Here is a 22,720-nt window from a genome sequence, read left to right as displayed (position 1 = left end):
GTGCTAGTCCCGCAGCCCTCGGCCCAGCCGCCGCAACCCCTCCCCGATCCGTTCCGGTGTCTCCGTCACGAAGCACAGGCGCAGGGTCGAGGGGTCGGGCTCGCCGGCGTAGAAGGGGGCGCCGGGGACGTAGGCGACGTCCTCCCGCACCACCTTCGGCAGCAGGGCGGCCGTGTCGTACGACTCCGGCAGCCGGGCCCACAGGAACATGCCGCCCTCGGGACGGTTCCAGGTCGAGCCGGGCGGGAGGGCGTCGGCCAGGCCCGCGAGCATGGCGTCGCGCCGCTCGCCGTACACGCGCGCCACGCGGGCCACATGGGCGTCCAGGTCCCGGTCGGCCAGGTAACGGGCGGCGGCGAGCTGGTTGACGGTCGGCGTGTGCAGGTCGGCGGCCTGCTTGGCGACCGTGCAGGCGCGGCGCAGCCCGGCCGGCGCGCGCAGCCAGCCCAGGCGCAGACCGGGGGCCATGACCTTGGAGAAGGAGCCGAGCAGGACGGTACGGTCCTCGGCGCCCGGGTGGGCCGCGATCCACGGCACCCGCTCGCCCTCGAAGCGCAGTTCGCCGTACGGGTCGTCCTCGACGATCCACAGCCCGTGCCGGGCGGCCACGGCGGCGACGGCGGCCCGGCGGGCGGCGGGCATCGTGCGACCGGTCGGGTTCTGGAAGGTGGGGACGGTGTAGAGCAGCTTGGGGCGCTCCCGGACGACCAGTTCCTCCAGCGCGGCCGGGTCGACGCCGTCCCCGTCGCCGGGCACCGCCACGAGCCGCGCCCCGGTGAGGCCGAAGGCCTGAAGGGCCGCCAGATAGCAGGGCCTTTCGACCAGCACGGTGTCCCCGGGCTCCAGCAGCGCGGTGGCGAGCAGGGACAGCGCCTGCTGCGAGCCGGTGGTGACGAGGATGTCGTCGGCGTCGGTGGCGAGCCCCCGCACGGACGTCCGCGCGGCGAGCGCGGCCCGCAGCTCCGGCTCACCCTCGGTGGTGGCGTACTGGAGCGCCCGCGCGGGCAGTTCGGCCAGCACCGCCCCGTAGGCCGCCGCGATCCCCTCGACGTCGAACAACTCCGGCGCGGGCAGCCCGCCGGCGAAGTTGATCACTTCGGGCCGTGCGGTGACGGCCAGGATGTCCCGTACCGGTGAACCTCCGATCGACCGGGCACGGGAGGCGAGCGGCGGCACGGGCGCGGATGGGGACGGCGCGGGCTCGACGACGGTCACGGGGCGGCTCCCTCGTTGGCGATACGGCTGCTTCCCGCACTGTAAGGAGCTAGGTGGTGCCTACAAGCAGCTTTCCGCGATACGGACGCCGGGTCTCCGCAAGGGCGCCGGAGACCGGGCCCGCTCCTCGTGTCCGGCGGAACGGCTAGGAGCCCTCCCCACCGGCCGGGATCCACCCCTCCGCGCCGGGCGGGAACTCGTACGCGGGACGGCCGTTGTTGCCGCTCGTGCGGAACGGCTCACCGCCGTCGTCGACGACGAGCGTGCCGTGCCGGTCCCCGCTGGACCAGGCCAGCTCCAGATACCACCGCACGTCGTAGGCCGAGGCGTCGGCCGTGATCCGCAAGACCTCCGGGTCGGACTCGCTCACCTTGAACGGCAGGTCCCGCTGCCCGGCCGCCGCCACCACGACCGGACGGGCCGCGTCGAGGGCCACGGTGAACGGACGCGTCGGCACGTCACCGCCGCAGCCGACGCCCATCGTGTAGTCGTTCCAGGCCAGGGGCGTGTCCTTGGAGACGACGTGCACGGTCAGGCTCTCCAGGACGACGGTCTCCTCCCCCGTGCCCTGCACGGTGACCGTCACCAGCTGCTCCCCCGCCGACACGGCCCCCACCGCGTCCACCCAGGCGGGCGCCCCCTGCTGGAACGGCGGCGGAGGGGCCTTCGCCGGCTCCCGGTCGATCAAGTAGTGCTGGGAGCAGGGGTCTTCCCAGGTGTACGGCCGCGTGTTGACGGTCAGCAGCGGGTCGGTCCCGCTCTCCCGCGCACTGTCGGCACCACCACCACCGCCGCCGGTGCGGCCGGTGGAGGGCGAGGCGGGCGGGGTCGTCCTCTTCGCCTCTTTGGAAGGGGAGTTGGAGGGGGAGTCGGCGGGCGAGGGCTTGGCCGAGGGTGAGGGGCCCGCGTCGGAGGCCGCGGCGCCCACGGGACCGCGACGGGCGTCGTCGCTCCCACGGCCGTCGTCGGAGAGGGGGTTCACCGCGAGGGCGACGCCACCGAGAACGGCGGCGACGGTGATTGCGGCGAGGAGGGCGGTACGGCGGCGGGGGCGGGAGGGGGTGGGAGTCGGGGTGGGAGTGGGGTCGACGGGCGCCGGTGCCGGAACAGCCTCTGGTGCCGGTGCCGGTGCCGGTGCCGGTGCCGGTGCCTGGTCCGCCGTCTTGCGGCCACGCCCCGCATCCGCCAGCACCCACCGCCGGTGCAGCTCCACCAGCTCCTCGGGCGAGGCCTTGCAGAGGCGGGCGAGCCGCTCCACGGGCGCGTAGTCGACCGGTACGGCGTCCCCGTTGCAGTAGCGGTGCAGCGTCGACGTACTCATGTGCAACCGCTTGGCCAGCACCCCGTAACTGAGCCCCGAACGGTCCTTCAACTCACGCAGTAATGCGGCGAACCCCTCACCGGCAGTGCCGTCGGACACCTTTCCTCCCACCCCGTCCATCCCGTTCCCCCGTTCCAGGGGAAGGGTGTTCCCCCAGGTCAGACCCATCGCGGGCGTTCCAGCGTCCCGTATCCCCCGCCGGTTGCTGCGCCCGGGACAAAAGATCGCACACGCTCTCCTCATCCACAGCCGACCCGGTCACACGGACAAGGAATCCAGACATGCGCACCTTCCGCCACGCCCGCCTCCTCGCCGCCGCGGGCGCCACCCTCGCCACGCTCGCCCTCACCGCCTGCGAGAGCGGCACGGGCACCCAGGACGAGGGCGCGTCGAAGCCGACGGCGTCGACGACCACGACGCCCCAGACCCCGAACGCCGAGCAGCCGACCGGGACGGCCGGGTCAACCGGATCGACCGGGACGCAGCAGCCGGCGCGGACCGAGCAGCCGTCCGCACCGGACCGGTCGACGGCGAGCGACGAGCCCGCCGCGCCCGCCCCGGCCGTCTGCAACGGCTCGAACACCAAGGTCACCGCCCAGCCGGTGGCCCGCCCCCTCAACCACATGCTGCTGACGGTGACCAACACCGGATCGAAGCCGTGCGCGCTCCTGTACTACCCGGTGCTCCGGTTCGACGAGATGCAGTGGGTGCCGCAGCCGATGGCGGACAGCAAGCCGCAGGCGGTGCCGACCCTGGACCCCGGCGGGTCCGGCTACGCGGGCGTCCTGCTCAGCGCGGCCGACGGCAGCGGCGAGGGCGGTACGACCGGCAAGAAGCTGACGGTCGCCTTCCAGGGCGCGACACCGAACAGTTCCGGCGGCGCCTCCGCGACTCCGACGCTGCCGGCGAAGGGCCTGTACTACGACAGCACGCTGGCGGTGACGTACTGGCAGGCGGAGGCGGAGGACGCGCTGCGCTACTGACGCTACTGACGCTCCTGCAGCTTCTGGGCCGCTTCGACGGCCCAGTAGGTGAGGATGTTCCGCGCCCCGGCCCGCTTGATCCCGGTGAGCGTCTCCAGAATGGCTCGATCCCGGTCGATCCAGCCCTTCTCGGCGGCGGCCTCGACCATGGAGTACTCGCCGGAGATCTGGTAGGCGGCCACGGGCACGTCCACGGCATCCGCGACGCGCGCGAGGATGTCGAGGTAGGGCCCGGCGGGCTTGACCATCACCATGTCGGCCCCCTCCTCGAGATCGAGGGCCAACTCCCGCAGGGACTCCCGGGCGTTGGCGGGGTCCTGCTGATAGGTCTTGCGGTCGCCCTGGAGGGAGGAGCCGACGGCCTCGCGGAAGGGGCCGTAGAAGGCGGACGCGTACTTGGCGGTGTAGGCGAGGATGGCGACGTCCTCCCGGCCGATCTGGTCCAGGGCGTCCCGGACGACCCCGATCTGCCCGTCCATCATCCCGCTGGGCCCGACGACATGGGCGCCGGCGTCGGCCTGGACCTGAGCCATCTCGGCGTACCGCTCGAGGGTGGCGTCGTTGTCGACGCGCCCCTGGTCGTCGAGCACCCCGCAGTGTCCGTGGTCGGTGGTCTCGTCGAGACACAGGTCGGACATCACGAGCAGGTCGTCGCCGACCTCGGCGCGCACGTCCCGCAGGGCGACCTGCAGGATGCCGTCGGGGTCGGTCCCGGGGGTCCCGAGGGCGTCCTTCTTGCTCTCCTCGGGCACGCCGAAGAGCATGATCCCGGAGATCCCGACGGCGACGGCCTCGGCGGCCGCCTTCTTCAGACTGTCCCGGGTGTGCTGCACGACGCCCGGCATGGCGGCGATCGGAACAGGCTCACCGACCCCTTCCCGCACGAAGGCCGGAAGGATGAAGTCGGCCGGATGCAACCGGGTCTCGGCAACCATCCGCCGCATGACAGCGGAACCCCGCAACCGCCGGGGCCGAGTCCCCGGAAAAGATCCATACGTCGTCATACCACCTACGCTACGCCCGCCCCGACCCCCCCGATGCCGACGCAATGTCGGCCTCCACTCCGGGGAGGCACCCCCGGCGCGGGCGCAGCAAAACCCACCTCACCTCAGCCCGGCACCCCCCGAACCGACGAGCATCCCGAACCAACCCACCCCCGGCCGCCAACCTGCACACCCCACCCCCACCAGTCATCCTGGAAGAACAAGCGCACCCAGGACCCCGACGGCCGCCCCCGACCGCCGCCGTCCCTCCGTACGCCCCCCGACGGAGGACCCCATGACCGCTCCCCACCCCACCCCCGACCTCTTCGCCCTCTCGGAGATCCAGGGCCCAGTCCTGCGCCCCCGCGACCCCGGCTACGGCGACGAAGTCACCGGCTTCAACCTCGCCGCCCTCCACGCCCCGGACGTGGTCGTAGGAGCCACCAGCCCCCACGACATCGTCACCGCCCTCCGCTGGGCCTCGGCCACGCACACACCCGTGGCCGTCCAGGCCACCGGTCACGGCGCCAACTTCCCCATCGACCACGGCCTGCTCATCAACACCGCCCGCATGACAGACGTGACGGTCGACCCGGAGACCCGCACCGCGACAGTCTCCGCGGGCGCCAAGTGGCGACACGTCCTGGACGCAGCCACCCCCCACGGCCTCGCCGCCCTCAGCGGCTCCGCCACCGACGCGGGAGCCATCGGCTACACCCTCGGCGGCGGCCTGCCCGTCCTGGGCCGCACCTACGGCTACGCGGCCGACCTGGTCCACAGCTTCCAGGTGGTCACCCCGGACGGCACCCTGCACGAAACGGACGCCACCCACGAACCGGAGCTGTTCTGGGCCCTGAAGGGCGGCAAGGGAAACGTGGGCGTGGTCACCTCCATGACCTGCGGCCTGCTCGAACTGCCCACCCTCCTCGGCGGCGGAATCTACTGCGAGGCCCAGCACGCCGAACCCCTCATGACCGCCTGGGCGGAGTGGATCAAGCACGTCCCGGAGACCATGTGCAGCGCGTTCACCCTGCTGCGCCTGCCCCCGATCCCGCAGATCCCCGAACCCCTGCGCGGCGGCTTCTGGGCCCGCGTCGCGGTGGCCTGGACCGCGGACCCCGCCGAGGGAGAAGCCCTGCTGGCACCGCTCCGCGAGGCCGCCCCGGTAGCCGTCGACCTGGTCGAGGAGATGCCGTACGCGGCGCTCGACCGCATCTACATGGAGCCCCAGGACCCGCTCCCCGCCCGCGAATCGTGCAGCCTGCTGCGCGAACTCCCGGCGGAGGCGATCCGCGCCTTCCTCGACGAGGCCGGCCCGCAGGCAGCCGACTACCCCCTGCTGGCGGTCGGCCTGCGCCACATGGGCGGCGCCCTGTCCCGCCCGGCCCGCACCGAGGACGCGATCTGCGCGCGGGACGCCGGCTTCCTCCTCGAAGCGGTGGGCGTGCTGGCCGCCCCGCCGGCGGCGGAGGCGATAGAGCGGGCCACGGCCTCCCTGCACCGCGCCATGGCCCCGTACGGCACCGGCCTCACCATGGTCAACATCCACGGCACCCCCGGCGACGCCGAGGACCGGGCCCGGGCCTGGACCCCGGAGGTCCTCACCCGCCTGCGCACGGCCAAGAAGACGTACGACCCGGCCAACCTGCTCCGCTACGGCCACACCGTCACCCAGTAACGGCGCCGGACATGCCACTGGGGCGGCACCGGTCCGGTGCCGCCCCAGCCGACCGTCACCTTCAGGTCGTCGTACGCCTGCGCCGCGCCCCCGGCCGCCGCTCGCTCGGCCGGGTCACCGCGTCCCCCGCCTCGACGGCCGCGGCCCTGCGCCTGGCGCCGAAGTCCGCCAGCGCCTCGGCCAGCTTGTGCACGGACGGCTCCGGAGCCATCACGTCCACCCGCAGCCCGTGCTCCTCGGCGGTCTTCGCCGTGGCGGGACCGATGCACGCGATCACGGTCACGTTGTGCGGCTTGCCGGCGATCCCGACCAGGTTGCGCACCGTGGAGGACGACGTGAAGAGAACGGCGTCGAAGCCACCCCCCTTGATCGCCTCCCGCGTCTCCGCCGGCGGCGGCGACGCCCGCACGGTCCGGTAGGCCGTGACGTCGTCCACCTCCCAGCCGAGCTCGATCAGCCCGGCGACCAGCGTCTCCGTGGCGATGTCGGCCCGCGGCAGGAACACCCGGTCGATCGGGTCGAAGACCGGGTCGTACGGCGGCCAGTCCTCCAGCAGGCCCGCGGCCGACTGCTCCCCGGACGGCACCAGATCCGGCTTCACGCCGAAGGCGATCAACGCCTTGGCCGTCTGCTCGCCCACCGCCGCGACCTTGATCCCGGCGAAGGCCCGCGCGTCGAGCCCGTACTCCTCGAACTTCTCCCGCACCGCCTTGACCGCGTTCACCGAGGTGAAGGCGATCCACTCGTACCGCCCGGTCACCAGCCCCTTGACCGCGCGCTCCATCTGCTGGGGCGTGCGCGGCGGCTCGACGGCGATGGTCGGCACCTCGTGCGGCACGGCCCCGTAGGACCGAAGCTGGTCGGAGAGCGAAGCCGCCTGCTCCTTGGTGCGCGGCACGAGCACTCGCCAGCCGAAGAGCGGCTTGGACTCGAACCACGACAGCTGGTCGCGCTGGGCGGCTGCGGAACGCTCACCGACCACGGCTATGACTTGCCGCCCGCCCTCCGGCGAGGGCAGCACCTTGGCCTGCTTCAGCGTCTGCGCGATGGTGCCGAGCGTGGCGGTCCAGGTCCGCTGACGAGTGGTCGTACCGGCGACCGTGACCGTCAGCGGCGTATCGGGCTTGCGCCCGGCCGCCACCAGCTCACCGGCGGCCGCGGCGACGGAGTCGAGGGTCGTCGAGACGACCACCGTGCCGTCGGAGGCGCCCACCTCCGTCCAGCACCGGTCGGACGCCGTGCGCGCGTCCACGAACCGCACGTCCGCGCCCTGCGCGTCGCGCAGCGGCACTCCGGCGTAGGCGGGCACACCGACCGCGGCCGCGACACCGGGGACGACCTCGAAGGGCACCCCCGCCGCGGCGCACGCCAGCATCTCCTCGGCGGCGTAGGCGTCGAGCCCGGGGTCCCCGGACACCGCACGCACGACCCGCCTGCCGCCCCGTGCGGCCTCCATGACAAGATGTGCGGCATCCCGCACAGCGGGTGCACCAGCGGTTGTTGACGTACCGTCAACGACCGCGAGCTGAGGCGTGCCTGTGCCCGGAACGGGGTCCGAGGACGGATCCGTGTTCACGACGGACACGCCTGACCTGGCGTGCACCCGGACGACCTCGAGCACCTCGTGCTCGGCGACGAGGACGTCCGCGTTCGCCAGCGCCTCGACGGCGCGCAGAGTCAGCAACCCCGGATCCCCGGGTCCGGCACCGAGGAAGGTGACGTGACCGTGTTCCAGGCCGGCGGAAAGGGCGGTGGGGCTCACTGTGCTCGCTCCCCCATCAGACCGGCCGCGCCCTGGGCAAGCATCTCGGCGGCGAGTTCGCGACCGAGTGCCAGCGCATGGTCGTGCGTCTCGGGCACGGGACCGGTGGTGGACAGCTGCACCGTACGAGAGCCGTCGGTCGTGCCGACGACGCCCCGCAGGCGCATCTCCTTGACAATCTGCCCGTCGCCCAGCAGGTCGGCCAGCGCGCCCACAGGGGCGGAGCAGCCGGCCTCCAGGGCGGCGAGCAGGGACCGTTCGGCAGTCACGGCGACCCGCGTGAACGGGTCGTCGAGCTCACCGAGCGCGGCGATCAGGTCCGCGTTGTCCGCGGAGCACTCGATCGCCAGGGCCCCCTGGCCGGGGGCGGGCAAAACTGTGTCGACCGAGAGGAAGTCGGTCACCTCGTCGCTGCGGCCGATGCGGTTCAGACCGGCGGCGGCGAGCACGACGGCGTCCAGCGCCCCGTCCCGCACGAACCCGATCCGCGTGTCGACGTTGCCGCGGATCGGCACCGTCTCGATGTCCAGCCCGTGGCTGCGCGCATACGCGTTCAGCTGCGCCATGCGGCGCGGCGAACCCGTACCGATGCGCGCCCCGCGCGGCAGGTCGGTGAACTTCAGCGCGTCCCGGGCGACGATCACGTCCCGCGGGTCCTCGCGCACCGGGATGGCGGCCAGCGCCAGGTCCTCGGGCTGCCCGGTGGGCAGGTCCTTCAGCGAGTGCACCGCGAAGTCGACCTCGCCGCGCAGCAGCGCCTCGCGCAGCGCGGTGACGAACACGCCCGTGCCGCCGATCTGCGCGAGGTTCTCCCGCGACACATCCCCGTACGTGGTGATCTCGACGAGCTCCACGGGCCTGCCGGTCGCCTGGCTCACGGCATCCGCCACCTGCCCGGACTGGGCCATGGCCAGCTTGCTGCGCCGGGTCCCGAGCCTCAGTGCCTTGTCTTTCATGCCGGCCCTCGGTCCTTCTCGGTGCTGTCCTCGGCCCGGGAGACGGCGGCCACCGTCTCGGGGTCGAGGTCGAACAGGGTCCGCAGTGCGTCCGCGTACCCGGCGCCGCCGGGTTCGGCCGCGAGCTGCTTGACCCGTACGGTCGGCGCGTGCAGGAGCTTGTCCACGACGCGCTTCACGGTCTGGGTGATCTCGCTGCGGTGCCTGTCGTCCATGCCCGGCAGCCGCCCTTCGAGCCGGGCGATCTCCCCGGCGACGACATCCGCGGCCATGGTGCGCAGCGCGACCACGGTCGGGGTGATGTGCGCGGCCCGCAGCGCCGCCCCGAAGGCGGCGACCTCGTCGGAGACGATACGGCGCACCTGGTCGACGTCGGCGGCCATCGGAGCGTCCGCCGAGGCGTCGGCGAGCGACTCGATGTCCACCAGCCGCACTCCGGCCAGCCGGTGCACGGCCGCGTCGATGTCCCGCGGCATCGCGAGGTCGAGCAGGTACAGCACGGGCTCGGGCCGCGCGGGCTCGGCGACCCGCTCGGGCCTGCGGCGCTCGGGGATCCGTCCGACGGTGGCCGCGGCAGCCGCGAGCGCGGCGATGGCCTCGGCCTCGTCGGGGGTGCTCTGCGGACGCGGGGCGTTGTCCACCCAGGCGGCGTGCTGCTCCAGCTCGGCGGCCCCCATCCCGGCCACGGCGGCTTCCCCGAGCACGGAGAAACCGGCGGTGGCCCGGACGGCGGGCAGGTCGAGCGGGCAGTTCTCCTCGACGGCGACGCCCGCAGGCTGGCGTACGGCGGGGGTGGCGTCCGCCGCGGCGGAGGCCGGCGCCTCGTCGGTGCCGGGCCAGGCGAGGGGCCCCCGGCCCGAGAGCGCCGCCGCGATCGTCTCCGCGGCCAGCACGAGTCCGGTCGCCCCGGTGCAGGACACCGTGACATCGGCACGTGTCAGTTCGTCGGGCACCGCGTTCATCGGCACCGCGCGGGCGAGCCCGGCCGCGCCCTCGTTCAGGATCTCGGCGAGCCGCTCGGCCCGGTCGGCCGTACGGTTCGCGATCACGATCTCGGCCACCCCGGCCCGCGCCAGCGTCGCCGCGGCCAGCGAGGACATCGACCCGGCGCCGATGACCAGCGCCTTCTTCCCGCGCACCCAGTCCTGCACGGCCGTACCGCCGGAGAGCTGCTCGAGTCCGAAGGTGACCAGGGACTGCCCGGCGCGGTCGATGCCGGTCTCGGAGTGGGCCCGCTTGCCGACTCGCAGGGCCTGCTGGAACAGGTCGTTCAGCAGGCGCCCCGCGGTGTGCAGGTCCTGCGCCCGGGCCAGCGAGTCCTTGATCTGCCCGAGGATCTGCCCCTCGCCGACGACCATGGAGTCCAGCCCGCAGGCCACCGAGAACAGATGGTGGACGGCCCGGTCCTCGTAGTGCACGTAGAGATAGGGCGTGAGCTCGTCCAGCCCCACCCCGCTGTGCTGGGCGAGCAGGGTGGACAGCTCGGCGACACCGGCGTGGAACTTGTCCACGTCGGCGTACAGCTCGATCCGGTTGCAGGTGGCGAGCACCGCGGCCTCGGTGGCCGGCTCGGCGGCAACCGTGTCCTGGACCAGCTTGATCTGGGCGTCCGCGCTCAGCGCGGCCCGCTCCAGCACGCTGACCGGGGCGCTGCGGTGGCTCAACCCCACGACGAGAAGGCTCATGCCGGCATCACGGCGGGTACGTCCCCGTCGGGTCCCTTGTCGCCGGACTCAGCGCGGACCGCGGGCACCGCACCGGCGCCGTCGGCCGCCGCGGCTTCCTCGCCGGCCTTGCGCTGCTCGTGGAAGGCGAGGATCTGCAGCTCGATGGAGAGGTCGACCTTGCGCACGTCGACGCCCTCGGGGACGTTCAGCACGGTCGGCGCGAAGTTCAGGATGGAGGTGACCCCGGCGGCGACCAGCCGGTCGCACACCTGCTGGGCGGCACCGGCGGGGGTGGCGATGACCCCGATGGACACGCCGTTGTCGTCGATGATCTTCTCGAGCTCGTCGGTGTGCTGCACCGGGATCCCGGCGACGGGCTTCCCGGCCATCGCGGGATCGGCGTCGATCAGCGCCGCGACCCGGAAGCCGCGCGAGGCGAAGCCGCCGTAGTTGGCCAGCGCGGCGCCGAGGTTTCCGATACCGACGATCACAACCGGCCAGTCCTGGGTCAGCCCCAGCTCGCGGGAGATCTGGTACACGAGATACTCGACGTCGTAGCCCACGCCACGCGTCCCGTAGGAGCCCAGGTAGGAGAAGTCCTTGCGCAGCTTCGCGGAGTTGACCCCCGCCGCGGCCGCGAGTTCCTCGGAGGACACCGTGGGTACCGAACGCTCGGAGAGTCCGGTCAGCGCGCGGAGGTACAGCGGAAGCCGGGCGACGGTGGCCTCGGGAATCCCTCGGCTACGGGTCGCCGGTCGGTGAGTTCGGCCAGTTGCCACGGTGCTCCTGCGGGTAGAGCGGGGCTGTAGGCGGTCATGCGTCCCCAGACCGCCCCGTCGAATGCAGGCTATGTCTTTGTGAACGCGTGCACAAAGATGGTGTCCGATTTGCCCGGCCAACGTGACCGGGGTCACGCGCGTCTGTCTCGGAGGCAAAACCGCACACTTCCCTCATCAATCTCGCCCCCAAGACCAACTCTCCATCGATCCTAAGCGACCGGCCGGACGAGTTGGACTAGTCGGTCAGTGCCTTGCGCAGGCGCTCCTCGCTCACCCGCCAGAACGTGTGCTGCTCTCCGTCGACGAGCACGACGGGGATCTGTTCCCAGTACTGGTCGTGGAGTTGGGGGTCCTGGGTGATGTCCTTCTGTTCCCACGGGACCCCCAGATCACCGCAGACCTTCTCGATGACGATCTGTGCGTCATCACACAGATGGCAGCCCGGCTTGCGGACGAGAGTGACGAGCCGGTCCTGGGGTGCCACGGCCTTGCGGCGGAAGAGTGGACTCATGTCAGCCATTCTCGCCCGCGGCGGGACGGGCGGGACAGCCGTGGAACGGCGCGGGAGCCCGGGGAGGGTGGCCGCCGCGGGGACGACTTCTTTAACGACACGGTCGCGGAGAGTTCACAGCCTCCCAACCTCGCGACTCCGGAACCACCGAACAAAATGGCTATGCTCACGCCATGGCCGCTCTCGGATGGCTCACTCCCCGTAGGCGCTCCGCCACGGCGCGGAGCGTGTTGGCAGGCGAGGCCTCGGCGGAGGCCGCGCGCAAGTTGGTCCCCCCGGAGGAGGAACCGGCGTTCCCCGTGCTCGGGGACGACCGGGCGGCGGCCTTCTTCGACCTGGACAACACCGTGATGCAGGGCGCCGCCCTGTTCCACTTCGGCCGCGGCCTGCACAAGCGGAAGTTCTTCGAGACCCGCGACCTGGCCCGCTTCGCCTGGCAGCAGGCGTGGTTCCGGCTGGCCGGCGTCGAGGATCCGGAGCACATGCAGGAGGCGCGCGACTCGGCGCTGTCGATCGTCAAGGGCCACCGGGTCTCCGAGCTGATGTCGATCGGCGAGGAGATCTACGACGAGTACATGGCCGAGCGGATCTGGCCGGGGACCCGGGCGCTGGCACAGGCCCACCTGGACGCGGGCCAGAAGGTGTGGCTGGTCACGGCGGCACCGGTGGAGATCGCCCAGGTGATCGCCCGCCGACTGGGCCTGACCGGCGCCCTCGGCACGGTGGCGGAGTCGGTGGACGGCGTCTACACGGGCAAGCTGGTCGGGGAACCCCTGCACGGCCCGGCGAAGGCGGAGGCGGTACGGGCGCTGGCGACGGCGGAGGGCCTGGACCTGACCCGCTGCGCGGCCTACAGCGACAGCCACAACGACATCCCGATGCTGTCCCTGGTGGGTCACCCCTACGCGATCAACCCGGACGCGAAGCTCCGCAGGCACGCCCGTGAACTGGACTGGCGCCTGCGCGACTACCGGACGGGCCGCAAGGCCGCCAAGGTCGGCATCCCCGCGGCGGCCGGAGTCGGCGCGGTGGCCGGCGGCACGGCCGCGGCGATCGCCATCTCCCGCCGCCGCCGCTGAACCGGCCCGCATCCGGGTCTGCGGCCGACCGGACCGCGCCCGACCGCGCCCACCTCTGATCACCACCACCCCGCGCCGACGGAACCAGGCCAATCGCAAGGCCGTACCCCCTCGACCCCCTGTCCAGCCCCCTTGGCTGCACACGGCCACAACACACCCCGGCCCTGACCGGAATACGCCCTCACCTGATCAACAAACGATCAGAGTGCGGCACTTGAACGGGCCTCATTCGGTTACAGAAGCGACGTAATCGATGATTTGAGCAACTGGGTGTAGCAGTGCCTGTACGAAGCGTTATTCTCCTCAGACGCAATCCGGTACCCCTCCGTCGCTACGACGGGTGAACGGTCCCGTACTGCACGTGATGGAAGCTCTGCCTCTGGGAGTCCCGTGTACCCACACGTCGGGGTTGACGCCTCGGGCCTGGCTACGCTGCGCGCAACGGTCCAAGACCTGTTGCGCGGCTTCGTCCCCACCGCGTACGCCGTCCCCACCCTTGCCGTAGCCGCCACCCCCGTCGGGCCGTGCTACGCGCTCGCCGACGGCGGACCCGCCGTCGGCAGACGGGGGCGTTCGACCGGTGCCACGACCGCCCGGCGTCCGGCCGCTGACAGCGACAGCGCCCGCATGATGGATCTCGTCGAACGCGCACAGGCCGGCGAGGCCGACGCCTTCGGGCGTCTCTACGACCAGTACAGCGACACTGTCTACCGGTACATCTATTACCGCGTGGGCGGAAAGGCCACCGCCGAGGACCTTACGAGCGAGACCTTTCTGCGCGCCCTCCGGCGGATCGGCACCTTCACCTGGCAGGGCCGTGACTTCGGCGCCTGGCTCGTCACCATCGCCCGCAATCTCGTCGCCGACCACTTCAAGTCCAGCCGCTTCCGGCTGGAGGTCACCACCGGCGAGATGCTCGACGCCAACGAGGTCGAGCGCTCCCCCGAGGACTCGGTGCTGGAGTCGCTGTCCAACGCGGCCCTGCTGGACGCCGTCCGGCGGCTCAATCCGCAGCAGCAGGAGTGCGTCACGCTCCGCTTCCTCCAGGGCCTCTCCGTCGCCGAGACCGCCCGCGTCATGGGCAAGAACGAAGGGGCCATCAAGACCCTCCAGTACCGCGCCGTCCGCACCCTCGCCCGGCTCCTGCCGGATGACGCCCGCTGACCGCATACGCTCAGTAATAACCAACTTGCTTTCGGTGAAAGTCCGTTGACTCCCCGATCCGATCATCCGCCGTCCGTAACCCAAGTGCCGCGACGCTCGTTGTGCGGGATGCAGGCTCCCTGTGGTCACTACCCGGCCGCCGCCGATCACACGATCGGGTGGATGTGGTCGGGTCGTGCAACCCTCAGGACCCCCTGGGGAGTCGACCGTCATGACGAGAGGAGGTGCCGCCAGTGATCGCGAACGTATCGGCGCACCGGCGGGCGAACGCCTTCGCCCTGGCCCTGGAGGAGCAGTCCGACCGGGGCACGGCGGCCGAGCAGTCCGAAGGACCGGCACCGGCCCCGGCTGCTGCGGAACAGACCGAGGCGGGTCGCCTGCTGGCCCTCGCCTCGGGTCTCGGCGAACTGCCCAAGCCGGAGATGGATCCGGAGGTCAAGGTCGTCCAGCGGGCCCAGCTCGTGGCCGCGATGGAGGCCATGCTCCTGGAGGGCGCGGGCGGCGGGGCGGATTCCGCCGTACCCGAGCAGCGCTCCCATCGGGCCCGGGGCGCCCATCGGGCGAGCCCGCTCGGCAAACTGCGCCCGCGTTCCCGGCTCACCAAGGGCCTGGCCGCGGGCGGTCTCAGCGTCGGGGTCGCCGCCGGCGCCTTCGGCGGAGTCGCCGCCGCCAGCGGTGACGCCCTGCCCGGTGACTCGCTCTACGGCCTCAAGCGCGGCATCGAGGACTTCAAGCGCGGTCTCACCGACGGCGACAGCGAGCGCGGCCAGGTCTTCCTCGACCAGGCCTCCACCCGGCTCAGCGAAGCGCGCCGGCTGATGGAGCGCGACCGCGGCGGCCACCTCGACCACGAGTCCCTCGGCGAGATCCGCCGCGCCCTGTCCGGGATGCACCACGACGCCTCGGAGGGCCACCGGCTGCTCTCCGCGGCGTACGCGGCCGACCCGGACTCGCTCGGCCCCATGCAGGCGCTGTCCGCGTTCTCCCGCTCGCACCGCGACACCTGGGGCGCCCTGCGCGACCGGCTCCCCGTGCAGCTCGGCGACGTCGGCGAGCGGGTGTCGTCGGTCTTCGACGCCATAGACGAAGAGGTGGCCCCGCTGCAGTCCCTGCTGCCCGAGCCCCCCGCCAAGGGCGGCGGCTCCGGCCCCCGGCAGGGCGGTTCCGGCGCGGCCTCCACCGGCACGTCCGGCACGGACCGCTCCGCGGCCCCCAGCAGCGGCAACACCGCCTCCGACGGCCGCCAGTCCAGCAGCGGCGGCCCCAGCAGGTCCGCGAGTTCCGGCAGCGAGGACGACGGCCTGCTCGGCGGAAACACCGGCGGCCTGCTCGACCCGCCGAAGGACAGCGCGGGCAGTACGACTCCGTCGACCAGCACCCCGCCGGTGCCGGAGCCGGATGTCACCCTCCCGCCGCTCCTCCCGGGCCTGCTCCCCGGGCTCGGCATCGAGGGCGAGGACGCGGACTAGCCGGCCACGCGGATCGGGGGCGCCCTTCTCAGGAAGGGCGCCCCCGTTGCCGTATAAACGTTTCTTCGGTCCGCCCGTCTGCGGCAGGGCTCAGAAGAAGACCGACCTGCGCTGCACCAGCAGCTTGTAGAGGGTGTGCTGGATCTGCTCCCTGACCTGGTCCGTCAGGTTGAACATCAGCATCGGGTCCTCGGCCGCCTCCATCGGATAGCCGTCCGTGAGGATCGGCTCGCCGAACTGGATCGTCCACTTCGTCGGCAGCGGGATCGCGCCGAGCGGGCCGAGCCAGGGGAAGGTCGGGGTCAGCGGGAAGTACGGGAATCCGAGGACCCGGGCCAGCGTCTTGGCGTTGCCGATCATCGGGTAGATCTCCTCCGCGCCCACGATCGAGCACGGGATGATCGGGGCGCCCTGGCGCAGCGCCGTGGAGACGAAGCCGCCGCGGCCGAAGCGCTGGAGCTTGTAGCGCTCGCTGAAGGGCTTGCCGATGCCCTTGAAGCCCTCCGGCATCACCCCGACGAGCTCGCCCTGGCCGAGGAGGCGTTCGGCGTCCTCCGCGCAGGCCAGGGTGTGGCCGAGCTTGCGGGCGAGTTCGTTGACCACCGGCAGCATGAAGACCAGGTCCGCGGCGAGCAGCCGCAGATGACGCCCGGCGGGGTGGTTGTCGTGGACGGCGACCTGCATCATCAAGCCGTCCAGCGGCAGGGTGCCGGAGTGGTTGGCGACGATCAGGGCGCCGCCCTCGGACGGGATGTTCTCCACGCCCTTCACCTCGACCCGGAAGTACTTCTCGTACACCGGGCGCAGCAGCGACATCAGGACCTGGTCGGTCAGCTCCTCGTCGTAGCCGAAGTCGTCGACCTCGTAGTCCCCGGTGAGGCGGCGGCGCAGAAAGGACAGACCGCCCGCGAGGCGCCGCTCCAGGCCGCCGCCGTCCTGCGGCTCCTGCTTCTCTTCAGTCACCTGGACATCATCCTGCGCGGCCGCCGGGTCGGGCAGGGGCTGGACCTCACGGACCTCACGCACCAGCGCGGGGTCCGCGCCGGTGCGCCGGTTCCCCGTGCTCCGGCGCCGCGGCGGCCGCTGTACGGCGCCCGCGCGGGACCGGTCGTCGTCGAACGGAATGACCTTGGCGTCCGCCATCGTTGATGCGCTCCTCAGTTGGCGCTCTGCGTCGGGGGGTGACCGCTGCCCTCGAGGGACAGCGCGGCGATCCGGTCGACGGCCCCCGCGAGGGCCTCCGGCGGGAGCAGTCCGGGTCCGCGGCTGCGCGCGAAGTCCGCGAAGGTCTCCGCGGTGGTGTACTTCGGCCGGAAGCCGAGCGTCTCGCGCATCTGGTCCGTGGACACGACCCGGCCGTGGGTGAGCAGCCGGATCTGTTCGGGCGAGAAGTCCGTCATGCCGAGCGTGCGCACCAGCGAGCCGGCCCAGGTGACGGCGGGCAGCAGCAGGGGCACGGTGGGCCGGCCGAGCCGTCGCGCGCACTGCGACAGCAGCAGGACTCCGTCACCGGCGATATTGAAGGTGCCGCTGTTGAGAGTGCCGCGCTCGGGTTCGTGCGAGCCGATCCGCAGCACCTCGATCACATCGTCCTCGTGCACGAACTGCAGCCGCGGGTCGTAGCCGAACACGGTCGGCAGCACGGGCAGCGAGAAGTACGCCGCGAGGGGCGAGTCCGCTGTCGGGCCGAGGATGTTGGCGAACCGCAGCACGCAGACCGCGACGTCCGGCCGCCGCCGGGCGAAGCCGCGCACATAGCCCTCGACCTCGACGGTGTCCTTGGCGAACCCGCCGCTCGGCAGGGACTTGGGCGGGGTGGTCTCGGTGAACACGGCGGGATCGCGCGGCGCCGACCCGTAGACGTTCGTACTGGACTTCACCACCAGCCGCTGCACGGTCGGCGACTTCTGGCAGGCCCCGAGCAGCTGCATGGTGCCGATGACGTTGGTCTCCTTGACCGCGGTCCGGCTGCTGGTGCCGAGCGCCGTGCCCGTCACATCCAGGTGTACGACCGTGTCGGCGCCCGTCTCGGCCAGGACCCGCGCTATGCCGGCCTGCCGGATGTCGGCCTGGATGAAGTCCGCACCGCCCAGATGATGCTCGGGCGGGATCGCGTCCACGCCGACGACCCGGTCGACCCCTGGGTCACGCTGGATCCGTCGTACGAACCGGCCCCCCAGTTGACGGGCCACTCCGGTCACGAGCACGACCTTGCCCAAGATCAGCGCCTTCCTTCCAGGAATCGTCCAGACCTGATGTACCGCTGCTCGTTACCCTGCCGGGTTCCCCGTGTGCCGCCAACTTAGCGGGTCGGTGTCGCCCTGTGATGACCACCCGCTGCGCGAAGTGACGGCACCCCCGGACGTACGAACAGACCAAGCCATCCCGGCGGCCGGGCCTACGCACAGGGTCCGGTCCGCCGCACACCGGCCCGGGAAACGCGCGTGGCCCCCCACCGGATCCGGTGGGGGGCCACACATACGCTCTCGCGGCTCGCGTCGCGAACCTACTTCTTGTTACGACGCTGAACGCGCGTGCGCTTGAGCAGCTTGCGGTGCTTCTTCTTGGCCATCCGCTTGCGCCGCTTCTTGATAACAGAGCCCACGACTACCCTCGCTCACTTCTCATCACTCGGTGTTTGGGCGCCATGGGCCCACACGACCTACGAGGGGCTAGCCTACCCGCCCGAGCGCTGAGGTCGTAATCGAGGTGGACGGGGGAGATCCGGTGGTGCCCTGAGGATCCCCCCGGACCCCGTGCCATCAGGCTGTTTCCACCCCCACATAACTCTCGCGGAGGTACTCGTGCACCGCTTGCTCGGGGACGCGGAAGGACCGCCCCACCCGGATCGCGGGCAGATGACCGCTGTGCACCAGCCGGTACACGGTCATCTTCGACACTCGCATCACCGAGGCGACTTCCGCCACGGTAAGGAACTGAACCTCGTTCAGAGGCCTCTCGCCAGCTGCAGCCATGACACACCTGAACCTTCCGCACTCGACGGCCACCGGCTTCCCCTTCCGGTGACTCTTCGTCGTTGCGTGCTCACTCCCCAATGTAGGGGCGGGTGATGCGAGTGGGGAAGAGGTGCACCCATCGGCGGCCTACTGTGACAGACACGCTCGATTGAGTACGTAGCGGGTAAGCGGCCGGTAGTAATCAGACCGCACAGCGTCATCAAGTGGAACGACGACGGACACGGTCCCCTCGGCCTCCCCCACGAAGAGCGCGGGGTCATCGGTATCGGCGAGACCAATGGCCTCAAACCCCAGCTGACCTGCTCCGCAGACCCAGCCGTGATCCCCGATGACCAGCTCCGGCAACGGCCCTCCGGCCTCGGCCGCAGCGGCCAGCGCGGTACGAACCGGGAGGGGCGAGTGCGTGTGTGCGCCGGTCTCACAACCGGAGCTCAAGCGGCCCGGTTCCCGCACGAGCGCGACTCCTCGTACGTAGTCCAGGTTGTACGTGCGTAGACCGAACCGGGTCGTTATGTCGACACAGCGACCCTGCGCCGGTGTGAGGACAACACAGCCTGCCGCCGACAGAGCGTCCGCCAAAGCGACGTAGAAACCGAGCAGTCGATGCGGATGTCCGGTGCCGATCAGCACGGGGCCGCTGCGCTGAGCGACGGCCGCGATCCGGGCGGCGAAGGAGTCGAGAGCGGCAACCGTTCGGGCCGGATCGATCACATCATGCCCGTCCACGCGCGAGGGATCAGCGGAAACCCCGCATTTGTCGGCCATGAGTGCGACCAATTCCCGGGCCTCCCAGGAACATTGCGGGTCAATCCCGAGCAGAACCCTCGGGTCCCGGGCGGCGAAGAGCCGATAACTCCGCAGACTCGCCTCCCGCGAGGTGGCCACCACCCCCGCCAGCCGAGCAGCGACCAGATGAGCTCGCAGAGCACCGATGGACAACACGGGAGCGATGCTGACGCACGATCCCCCACGGGAGGACCGGAACAGCGGAACTTCCCACGGTCGGCGTAAGCGTTTTCAGCCCGTCCGGCGTCCGAGGACGAGGCCCCCTTCAACCTCTACGGCAGCAGCCCCCGCAACGGAAACACCGCCCGCCGAGCCGCCAGCACAGCCTGGTCCAGCCGATCCGCAGGGTCGTACCCCGCCTCCCAGGCCTCCCACTGCACCGGCCACCGCCCGTCCGTCATCCGCGCCGGCGCCAACTGCCGCGTACGAGCGAACACTTCCTGCCGCCATCCCTCAGGGATCATGGCCTCCGGCGCGATCTCCCGCCCCGCCGCGATCCCCACCAGATGCGTCCACGACCGCGGCACCACATCCACCACCGCGTACCCGCCACCCCCGAGCGCCACCCAGCGCCCATCGGCGTACTCGTGCGCCAGCTCGTGGCAGGCGACCTGCACAGCCCGCTGCGCGTCCAACGACACCGCCAGATGCGCCAGCGGATCCTCGAAGTGCGTGTCCGCCCCGTGCTGCGTCACCAACACCTGCGGCCGAAAATCGGCGATCAACTCCGGCACCACCGAATGAAACGCCCGCAGCCACCCCGCGTCCCCGGTCCCCGCCGGCAACGCCACATTCACGGCGGACCCCTCGGCCTCCCCCGCCGCCCCGGTCTCCTCCGGCCACCCGGTCTGCGGGAACAGGGTCCGCGGATGCTCGTGCAGGGAGATCGTCAGAACCCGCGGGTCCTCCCAGAAGGCGGCCTGCACTCCGTCCCCGTGGTGCACGTCCACGTCCACGTACGCGACCCGCTCGGCGCCCAGCTCCAGCAACCGCGCGATGGCCACCGACGCGTCGTTGTAGATGCAGAATCCCGACGCTCCCCCGGGCATCGCATGATGCAGCCCACCCGCGAAGTTCACCGCGTGCAGCGCATCCCCCCGCCACACCGCCTCAGCGGCCCCCACCGACTGCCCCGCGATCAGCGCCGAGACCTCGTGCATCCCCGCGAACGCCGGATCGTCGAGCGTCCCCAGCCCGTACGACCCGTCCGCGGCCCGCGGCTCCACCGACGCCGCCTTCACGGCCGCGATGTAGTCCTCCCGGTGCACGAGCCGCAAGGTCGACTCCCCCGCCGCCTTCGCCGCGACCACATCCACGTCCCGGTCGAGCCCGAAGGCCTCGACCAGTCCCCGGGTCAGAGCGAGCCGGACCGGATCCATCGGATGCTCCGGACCGAAGTCATAGCCCGTTACTGCCTCGTCCCACATCAGCTGTGCGCGCCCGCTCATGCCCGCCACCGTATCGGTCCGGTTGAGCGTCGAACGACCGGGCATACACGAGCGTCACCACCACCAACACCATCGGCACAAGCATCGCCCCGCGATAACTCCACGCATCCCCCAAGGCGCCCACCAACGGCGAACCAACCAGAAAACCGACATAGTTGAACACATTCAGCCGCGCAACGGCCGCGTCGGACGCCCCCGGGAACAACCGCCCCGCCGCGGCGAAGGTCTGCGGCACCAACACGCACAACCCCAGCCCCACCAAGGTGAATCCGAGCATCCCGACCCACGCCCCGGGCGCCACGGCCACGACGGCGAACCCACCCGCCGCGACCACCGTCCCACCGCGCACCACCGCCACGGCCCCGAACCGCCGCACCCCGAAGTCCCCGAGGGACCGCCCCAGCAGCGTCGTCACCATGTAGACGGCATACGGCACGGTCGCGAGCTGCTCACTGCTCCCCAGCACGTCCTGGAGATACTTCGCACTCCAGTTGGAGACCGTGGAGTCCCCGATGTACGCGAAGGTCATCACCAGACACAACGGCAACAGCACCTTGAACCCGACGCCGGCCGCGGACCCCTGCGCAGCCTCCTCCCGCACCGCCGCGGCCGGCTCCCCGTCGGCGTACCACCGGCTCCCCGCGAAGGCGGCAGGCAGCAGCACGACCACGACCGGCAGATACGACACGAACAGCGCGAGATCCCAGTGCGCCCCCGCCCACGCCAGCGAGGCCCCCAGAATCCCGCCCAGGCTGTACGCGGCATGGAAACTGAGCATGATGCTGCGCCCGTACGACCGCTGCAGACTCACCCCGAGCATGTTCATGGAGGCGTCCAGCGCCCCCACCGCAAGCCCGAACGCCCCGAGCGCCAGGGCCAGCGCAAGCATCCGGTCCCCGGCGGCGACCCCGAGCAGCGCCAGGAACACCACCGGCTGGGACCACCGCAGCACCCTGCTGGGCGGCACCCGCTTCACCAGCCGCCCGGTCGCCACGCTCCCGACCCCGGCGAGGATCGGCACGGCGGCGAGGAAGACCGGCAGCAGCGCGTCGGAGACCCCGTACCGGTCCTGGATGGCCGGGATCCGGGTCACCAGCAGCGCGAAAGCGACGCCCTGGGCGAAGAAGCTGAACGCCAGCGAGGCCCTGCCGCGCCGCAGCACATCAGTCATGGCGGGAGCGTAGGGCCCCGGCGTACTCGTGGGTAGATCCAGCCAAAGATGAGTTCTCCTCAGCTTTGGTCAGCCCAGCAGATCGCGCAACTCCCCCATGGCGCCGAAGAGTCCGGTGGCACCCGCCAGCCGCGAGGCGGGCGTCATCGCGGTGAACCCGTAGACATCCATTCCGGCCGCGACGGCAGCCCGCACCCCCAGCGGACTGTCCTCCACGACCACACACCGCTCCGGCGCGACCCCCATCCGCTCGGCCGCGTACAGAAACAGATCCGGCGCCGGCTTCCCCCGCCCGACGTCCTGCGAGCTGAATATCCGCTCCTCCTCGAACCACCGCGCCAGCCCGGTCGTCCGATGCCCCACCCGAATCCGCTCATGACTCCCGGAGGAGGCCACACAGTAGGGAACCCCGTCCGCGGCCAGCTTCTCCAGCACCCCCTCAGCTCCGGCCACGGGCTTCAACTCCCGCTCGAAGGCAGCGAACACCCGAGCGTGAAAGACATCGTCGAAGTCCCCCGGAAGCCGCTCCCCGGTCCGCTCCTCGATCAGATCGTGTACGCGATGCATGGCGGCGCCCATGTACTCGCGCAGCGAGTCCTCGTAGGTGGTCGGGTGCCCCAGCTCGGTGAGATAGGCGGCGAGCAGCCGGTTGGAGATGGGCTCACTGTCGACGAGCACACCGTCGTTGTCGAAGATCACGAGGTCATAGCGCATGACAAAGAGCCTAAACGCAGAAAACCCCCGTACCGAATAAACGGTACGGGGGTTCT

The 22,720-nt window shown here is 71.4% G+C and carries 21 protein-coding genes; 5 read left to right on the top strand and 16 right to left on the bottom strand.

Annotated elements, in window-relative coordinates; genetic code table 11:
• Window positions 1–3: 3 nt before the first annotated feature.
• Together M8H82_RS03015 and M8H82_RS03010 are read right to left on the bottom strand one after the other, a co-directional pair.
• Window positions 4–1,215, bottom strand: a complete 1,212-nt coding sequence (locus tag M8H82_RS03015) for a PLP-dependent aminotransferase family protein (RefSeq protein WP_250070779.1) — start codon at window positions 1,213–1,215, stop codon at window positions 4–6.
• A gap of 145 nt (window positions 1,216–1,360) precedes the next feature.
• Window positions 1,361–2,635 carry a helix-turn-helix transcriptional regulator gene (locus tag M8H82_RS03010; RefSeq protein WP_250070778.1) on the bottom strand — a complete coding sequence of 425 codons (1,275 nt, stop codon included), beginning with the start codon at window positions 2,633–2,635 and terminating at the stop codon, window positions 1,361–1,363.
• A gap of 182 nt (window positions 2,636–2,817) precedes the next feature.
• Between M8H82_RS03010 and M8H82_RS03005 the strand changes: the two genes are divergently transcribed.
• Entirely contained in the window at window positions 2,818–3,519 is a 702-nt protein-coding gene (locus M8H82_RS03005; RefSeq protein ID WP_250070777.1) for a DUF4232 domain-containing protein, read from the top strand.
• A gap of 2 nt (window positions 3,520–3,521) precedes the next feature.
• Here the strand turns inward: M8H82_RS03005 and hemB are convergent, their stop codons facing one another.
• The gene (gene hemB / locus M8H82_RS03000; protein ID WP_250070776.1) at window positions 3,522–4,523 is read right to left on the bottom strand and encodes a porphobilinogen synthase; all 1,002 of its coding nucleotides are present in this window, start codon (window positions 4,521–4,523) and stop codon (window positions 3,522–3,524) included.
• Between the two features lie 274 nt (window positions 4,524–4,797).
• On the opposite strand from hemB, the gene M8H82_RS02995 reads away from it, so the two are divergent.
• Window positions 4,798–6,180 carry an FAD-binding oxidoreductase gene (locus M8H82_RS02995; RefSeq protein ID WP_250070775.1) on the top strand — a complete coding sequence of 461 codons (1,383 nt, stop codon included), beginning with the start codon at window positions 4,798–4,800 and terminating at the stop codon, window positions 6,178–6,180.
• Window positions 6,181–6,241: 61 nt separating this feature from the next.
• Here M8H82_RS02995 and M8H82_RS02990 read toward each other — a convergent pair whose 3' ends face one another.
• From M8H82_RS02990 to M8H82_RS02970, 5 genes are all read right to left on the bottom strand, one after another.
• Window positions 6,242–7,942 carry a uroporphyrinogen-III synthase gene (locus M8H82_RS02990; protein ID WP_250070774.1) on the bottom strand — a complete coding sequence of 567 codons (1,701 nt, stop codon included), beginning with the start codon at window positions 7,940–7,942 and terminating at the stop codon, window positions 6,242–6,244.
• Window positions 7,939–8,898 carry a hydroxymethylbilane synthase gene (gene hemC / locus M8H82_RS02985; RefSeq protein WP_250070773.1) on the bottom strand — a complete coding sequence of 320 codons (960 nt, stop codon included), beginning with the start codon at window positions 8,896–8,898 and terminating at the stop codon, window positions 7,939–7,941. The genes M8H82_RS02990 and hemC overlap by 4 nt, the downstream gene beginning before the upstream one ends.
• Entirely contained in the window at window positions 8,895–10,583 is a 1,689-nt protein-coding gene (locus M8H82_RS02980) for a glutamyl-tRNA reductase (protein WP_250070772.1), read from the bottom strand. The genes hemC and M8H82_RS02980 overlap by 4 nt, the downstream gene beginning before the upstream one ends.
• Window positions 10,580–11,344 (bottom strand): redox-sensing transcriptional repressor Rex, encoded by a 765-nt coding sequence (locus M8H82_RS02975; protein WP_250070771.1) that lies wholly within the window; start codon window positions 11,342–11,344, stop codon window positions 10,580–10,582. Before M8H82_RS02975 ends, M8H82_RS02980 begins: the two co-directional genes overlap by 4 nt.
• A 235-nt stretch (window positions 11,345–11,579) precedes the next feature.
• On the bottom strand, window positions 11,580–11,864 hold the full coding sequence (locus M8H82_RS02970; RefSeq protein ID WP_250070770.1) for a glutaredoxin family protein: 285 nt from the start codon (window positions 11,862–11,864) through the stop codon (window positions 11,580–11,582).
• 164 nt (window positions 11,865–12,028) lie between these two features.
• Here M8H82_RS02970 and M8H82_RS02965 point away from each other — a divergent pair, with 164 nt between their 5' ends.
• The 3 genes from M8H82_RS02965 (at window position 12,029) to M8H82_RS02955 (ending at window position 15,567) form a co-directional block, all read left to right on the top strand.
• Window positions 12,029–12,934, top strand: a complete 906-nt coding sequence (locus M8H82_RS02965) for an HAD family phosphatase (RefSeq protein WP_250070769.1) — start codon at window positions 12,029–12,031, stop codon at window positions 12,932–12,934.
• Window positions 12,935–13,324: 390 nt separating this feature from the next.
• Window positions 13,325–14,098: an ECF subfamily RNA polymerase sigma factor, BldN family gene (locus M8H82_RS02960; RefSeq protein ID WP_250070768.1), complete on the top strand. Its 774-nt coding sequence runs from the start codon at window positions 13,325–13,327 to the stop codon at window positions 14,096–14,098.
• Window positions 14,099–14,331: 233 nt separating this feature from the next.
• A complete protein-coding gene (locus M8H82_RS02955) occupies window positions 14,332–15,567 on the top strand; it encodes a DUF5667 domain-containing protein (RefSeq protein WP_250070767.1) in 1,236 nt (411 codons plus the stop codon).
• A gap of 90 nt (window positions 15,568–15,657) precedes the next feature.
• On the opposite strand, the gene M8H82_RS02950 is transcribed toward M8H82_RS02955, so the two are convergent.
• The 8 genes from M8H82_RS02950 to M8H82_RS02915 all read right to left on the bottom strand — a co-directional run bounded on the left by M8H82_RS02950 (window position 15,658) and on the right by M8H82_RS02915 (window position 22,664).
• A complete protein-coding gene (locus M8H82_RS02950) occupies window positions 15,658–16,710 on the bottom strand; it encodes a lysophospholipid acyltransferase family protein (protein ID WP_250070766.1) in 1,053 nt (350 codons plus the stop codon).
• A 14-nt stretch (window positions 16,711–16,724) separates the two neighbouring features.
• On the bottom strand, window positions 16,725–17,786 hold the full coding sequence (locus M8H82_RS02945) for an NAD-dependent epimerase/dehydratase family protein (RefSeq protein ID WP_250070765.1): 1,062 nt from the start codon (window positions 17,784–17,786) through the stop codon (window positions 16,725–16,727).
• 287 nt (window positions 17,787–18,073) lie between these two features.
• Complete coding sequence (locus M8H82_RS02940) at window positions 18,074–18,172, bottom strand: 30S ribosomal protein bS22 (RefSeq protein ID WP_003948845.1); 99 nt, start codon at window positions 18,170–18,172, stop codon at window positions 18,074–18,076.
• Window positions 18,173–18,329: 157 nt separating this feature from the next.
• Window positions 18,330–18,542 carry a helix-turn-helix domain-containing protein gene (locus tag M8H82_RS02935; RefSeq protein ID WP_004984898.1) on the bottom strand — a complete coding sequence of 71 codons (213 nt, stop codon included), beginning with the start codon at window positions 18,540–18,542 and terminating at the stop codon, window positions 18,330–18,332.
• A 129-nt stretch (window positions 18,543–18,671) separates the two neighbouring features.
• Window positions 18,672–19,487, bottom strand: a complete 816-nt coding sequence (locus M8H82_RS02930; RefSeq protein WP_250070764.1) for a phosphatase — start codon at window positions 19,485–19,487, stop codon at window positions 18,672–18,674.
• Window positions 19,488–19,603: 116 nt separating this feature from the next.
• The gene (locus M8H82_RS02925; RefSeq protein ID WP_250070763.1) at window positions 19,604–20,779 is read right to left on the bottom strand and encodes an acetoin utilization protein AcuC; all 1,176 of its coding nucleotides are present in this window, start codon (window positions 20,777–20,779) and stop codon (window positions 19,604–19,606) included.
• Window positions 20,730–21,992, bottom strand: coding sequence for an MFS transporter (locus M8H82_RS02920; RefSeq protein WP_374211621.1), 1,263 nt, complete (start codon window positions 21,990–21,992; stop codon window positions 20,730–20,732). Before M8H82_RS02920 ends, M8H82_RS02925 begins: the two co-directional genes overlap by 50 nt.
• Before the next feature lie 27 nt (window positions 21,993–22,019).
• Complete coding sequence (locus M8H82_RS02915) at window positions 22,020–22,664, bottom strand: HAD family phosphatase (protein WP_250070761.1); 645 nt, start codon at window positions 22,662–22,664, stop codon at window positions 22,020–22,022.
• Between the last annotated feature and the right edge of the window lie 56 nt (window positions 22,665–22,720).

Origin of the sequence: Streptomyces sp. YS415 (assembly GCF_023544665.1) — a bacterium.
GTDB lineage: Bacteria > Actinomycetota > Actinomycetes > Streptomycetales > Streptomycetaceae > Streptomyces.
The sequence above is the reverse complement of the archived record's forward strand: the minus strand, read 5'-3'. Positions and strand labels throughout refer to the sequence as shown.

Excerpts from the sequence above, each read along its gene's own strand:
- M8H82_RS02995 (WP_250070775.1), top strand. The coding sequence starts at position 4,798 with ATGACCGCTCCCCACCCCACCCCCGACCTCTTCGCCCTCTCGGAGATC.
- M8H82_RS02965 (WP_250070769.1), top strand. The coding sequence starts at position 12,029 with ATGGCCGCTCTCGGATGGCTCACTCCCCGTAGGCGCTCCGCCACGGCG.
- M8H82_RS02950 (WP_250070766.1), bottom strand. The coding sequence starts at position 16,710 with ATGGCGGACGCCAAGGTCATTCCGTTCGACGACGACCGGTCCCGCGCG.
- M8H82_RS02980 (WP_250070772.1), bottom strand. The coding sequence starts at position 10,583 with ATGAGCCTTCTCGTCGTGGGGTTGAGCCACCGCAGCGCCCCGGTCAGC.
- M8H82_RS02970 (WP_250070770.1), bottom strand. The coding sequence starts at position 11,864 with ATGGCTGACATGAGTCCACTCTTCCGCCGCAAGGCCGTGGCACCCCAG.
- M8H82_RS02925 (WP_250070763.1), bottom strand. The coding sequence starts at position 20,779 with ATGAGCGGGCGCGCACAGCTGATGTGGGACGAGGCAGTAACGGGCTAT.
- M8H82_RS02915 (WP_250070761.1), bottom strand. The coding sequence starts at position 22,664 with ATGCGCTATGACCTCGTGATCTTCGACAACGACGGTGTGCTCGTCGAC.
- M8H82_RS03005 (WP_250070777.1), top strand. The coding sequence starts at position 2,818 with ATGCGCACCTTCCGCCACGCCCGCCTCCTCGCCGCCGCGGGCGCCACC.
- M8H82_RS02935 (WP_004984898.1), bottom strand. The coding sequence starts at position 18,542 with ATGGCTGCAGCTGGCGAGAGGCCTCTGAACGAGGTTCAGTTCCTTACC.
- hemC (WP_250070773.1), bottom strand. The coding sequence starts at position 8,898 with ATGAAAGACAAGGCACTGAGGCTCGGGACCCGGCGCAGCAAGCTGGCC.
- hemB (WP_250070776.1), bottom strand. The coding sequence starts at position 4,523 with ATGACGACGTATGGATCTTTTCCGGGGACTCGGCCCCGGCGGTTGCGG.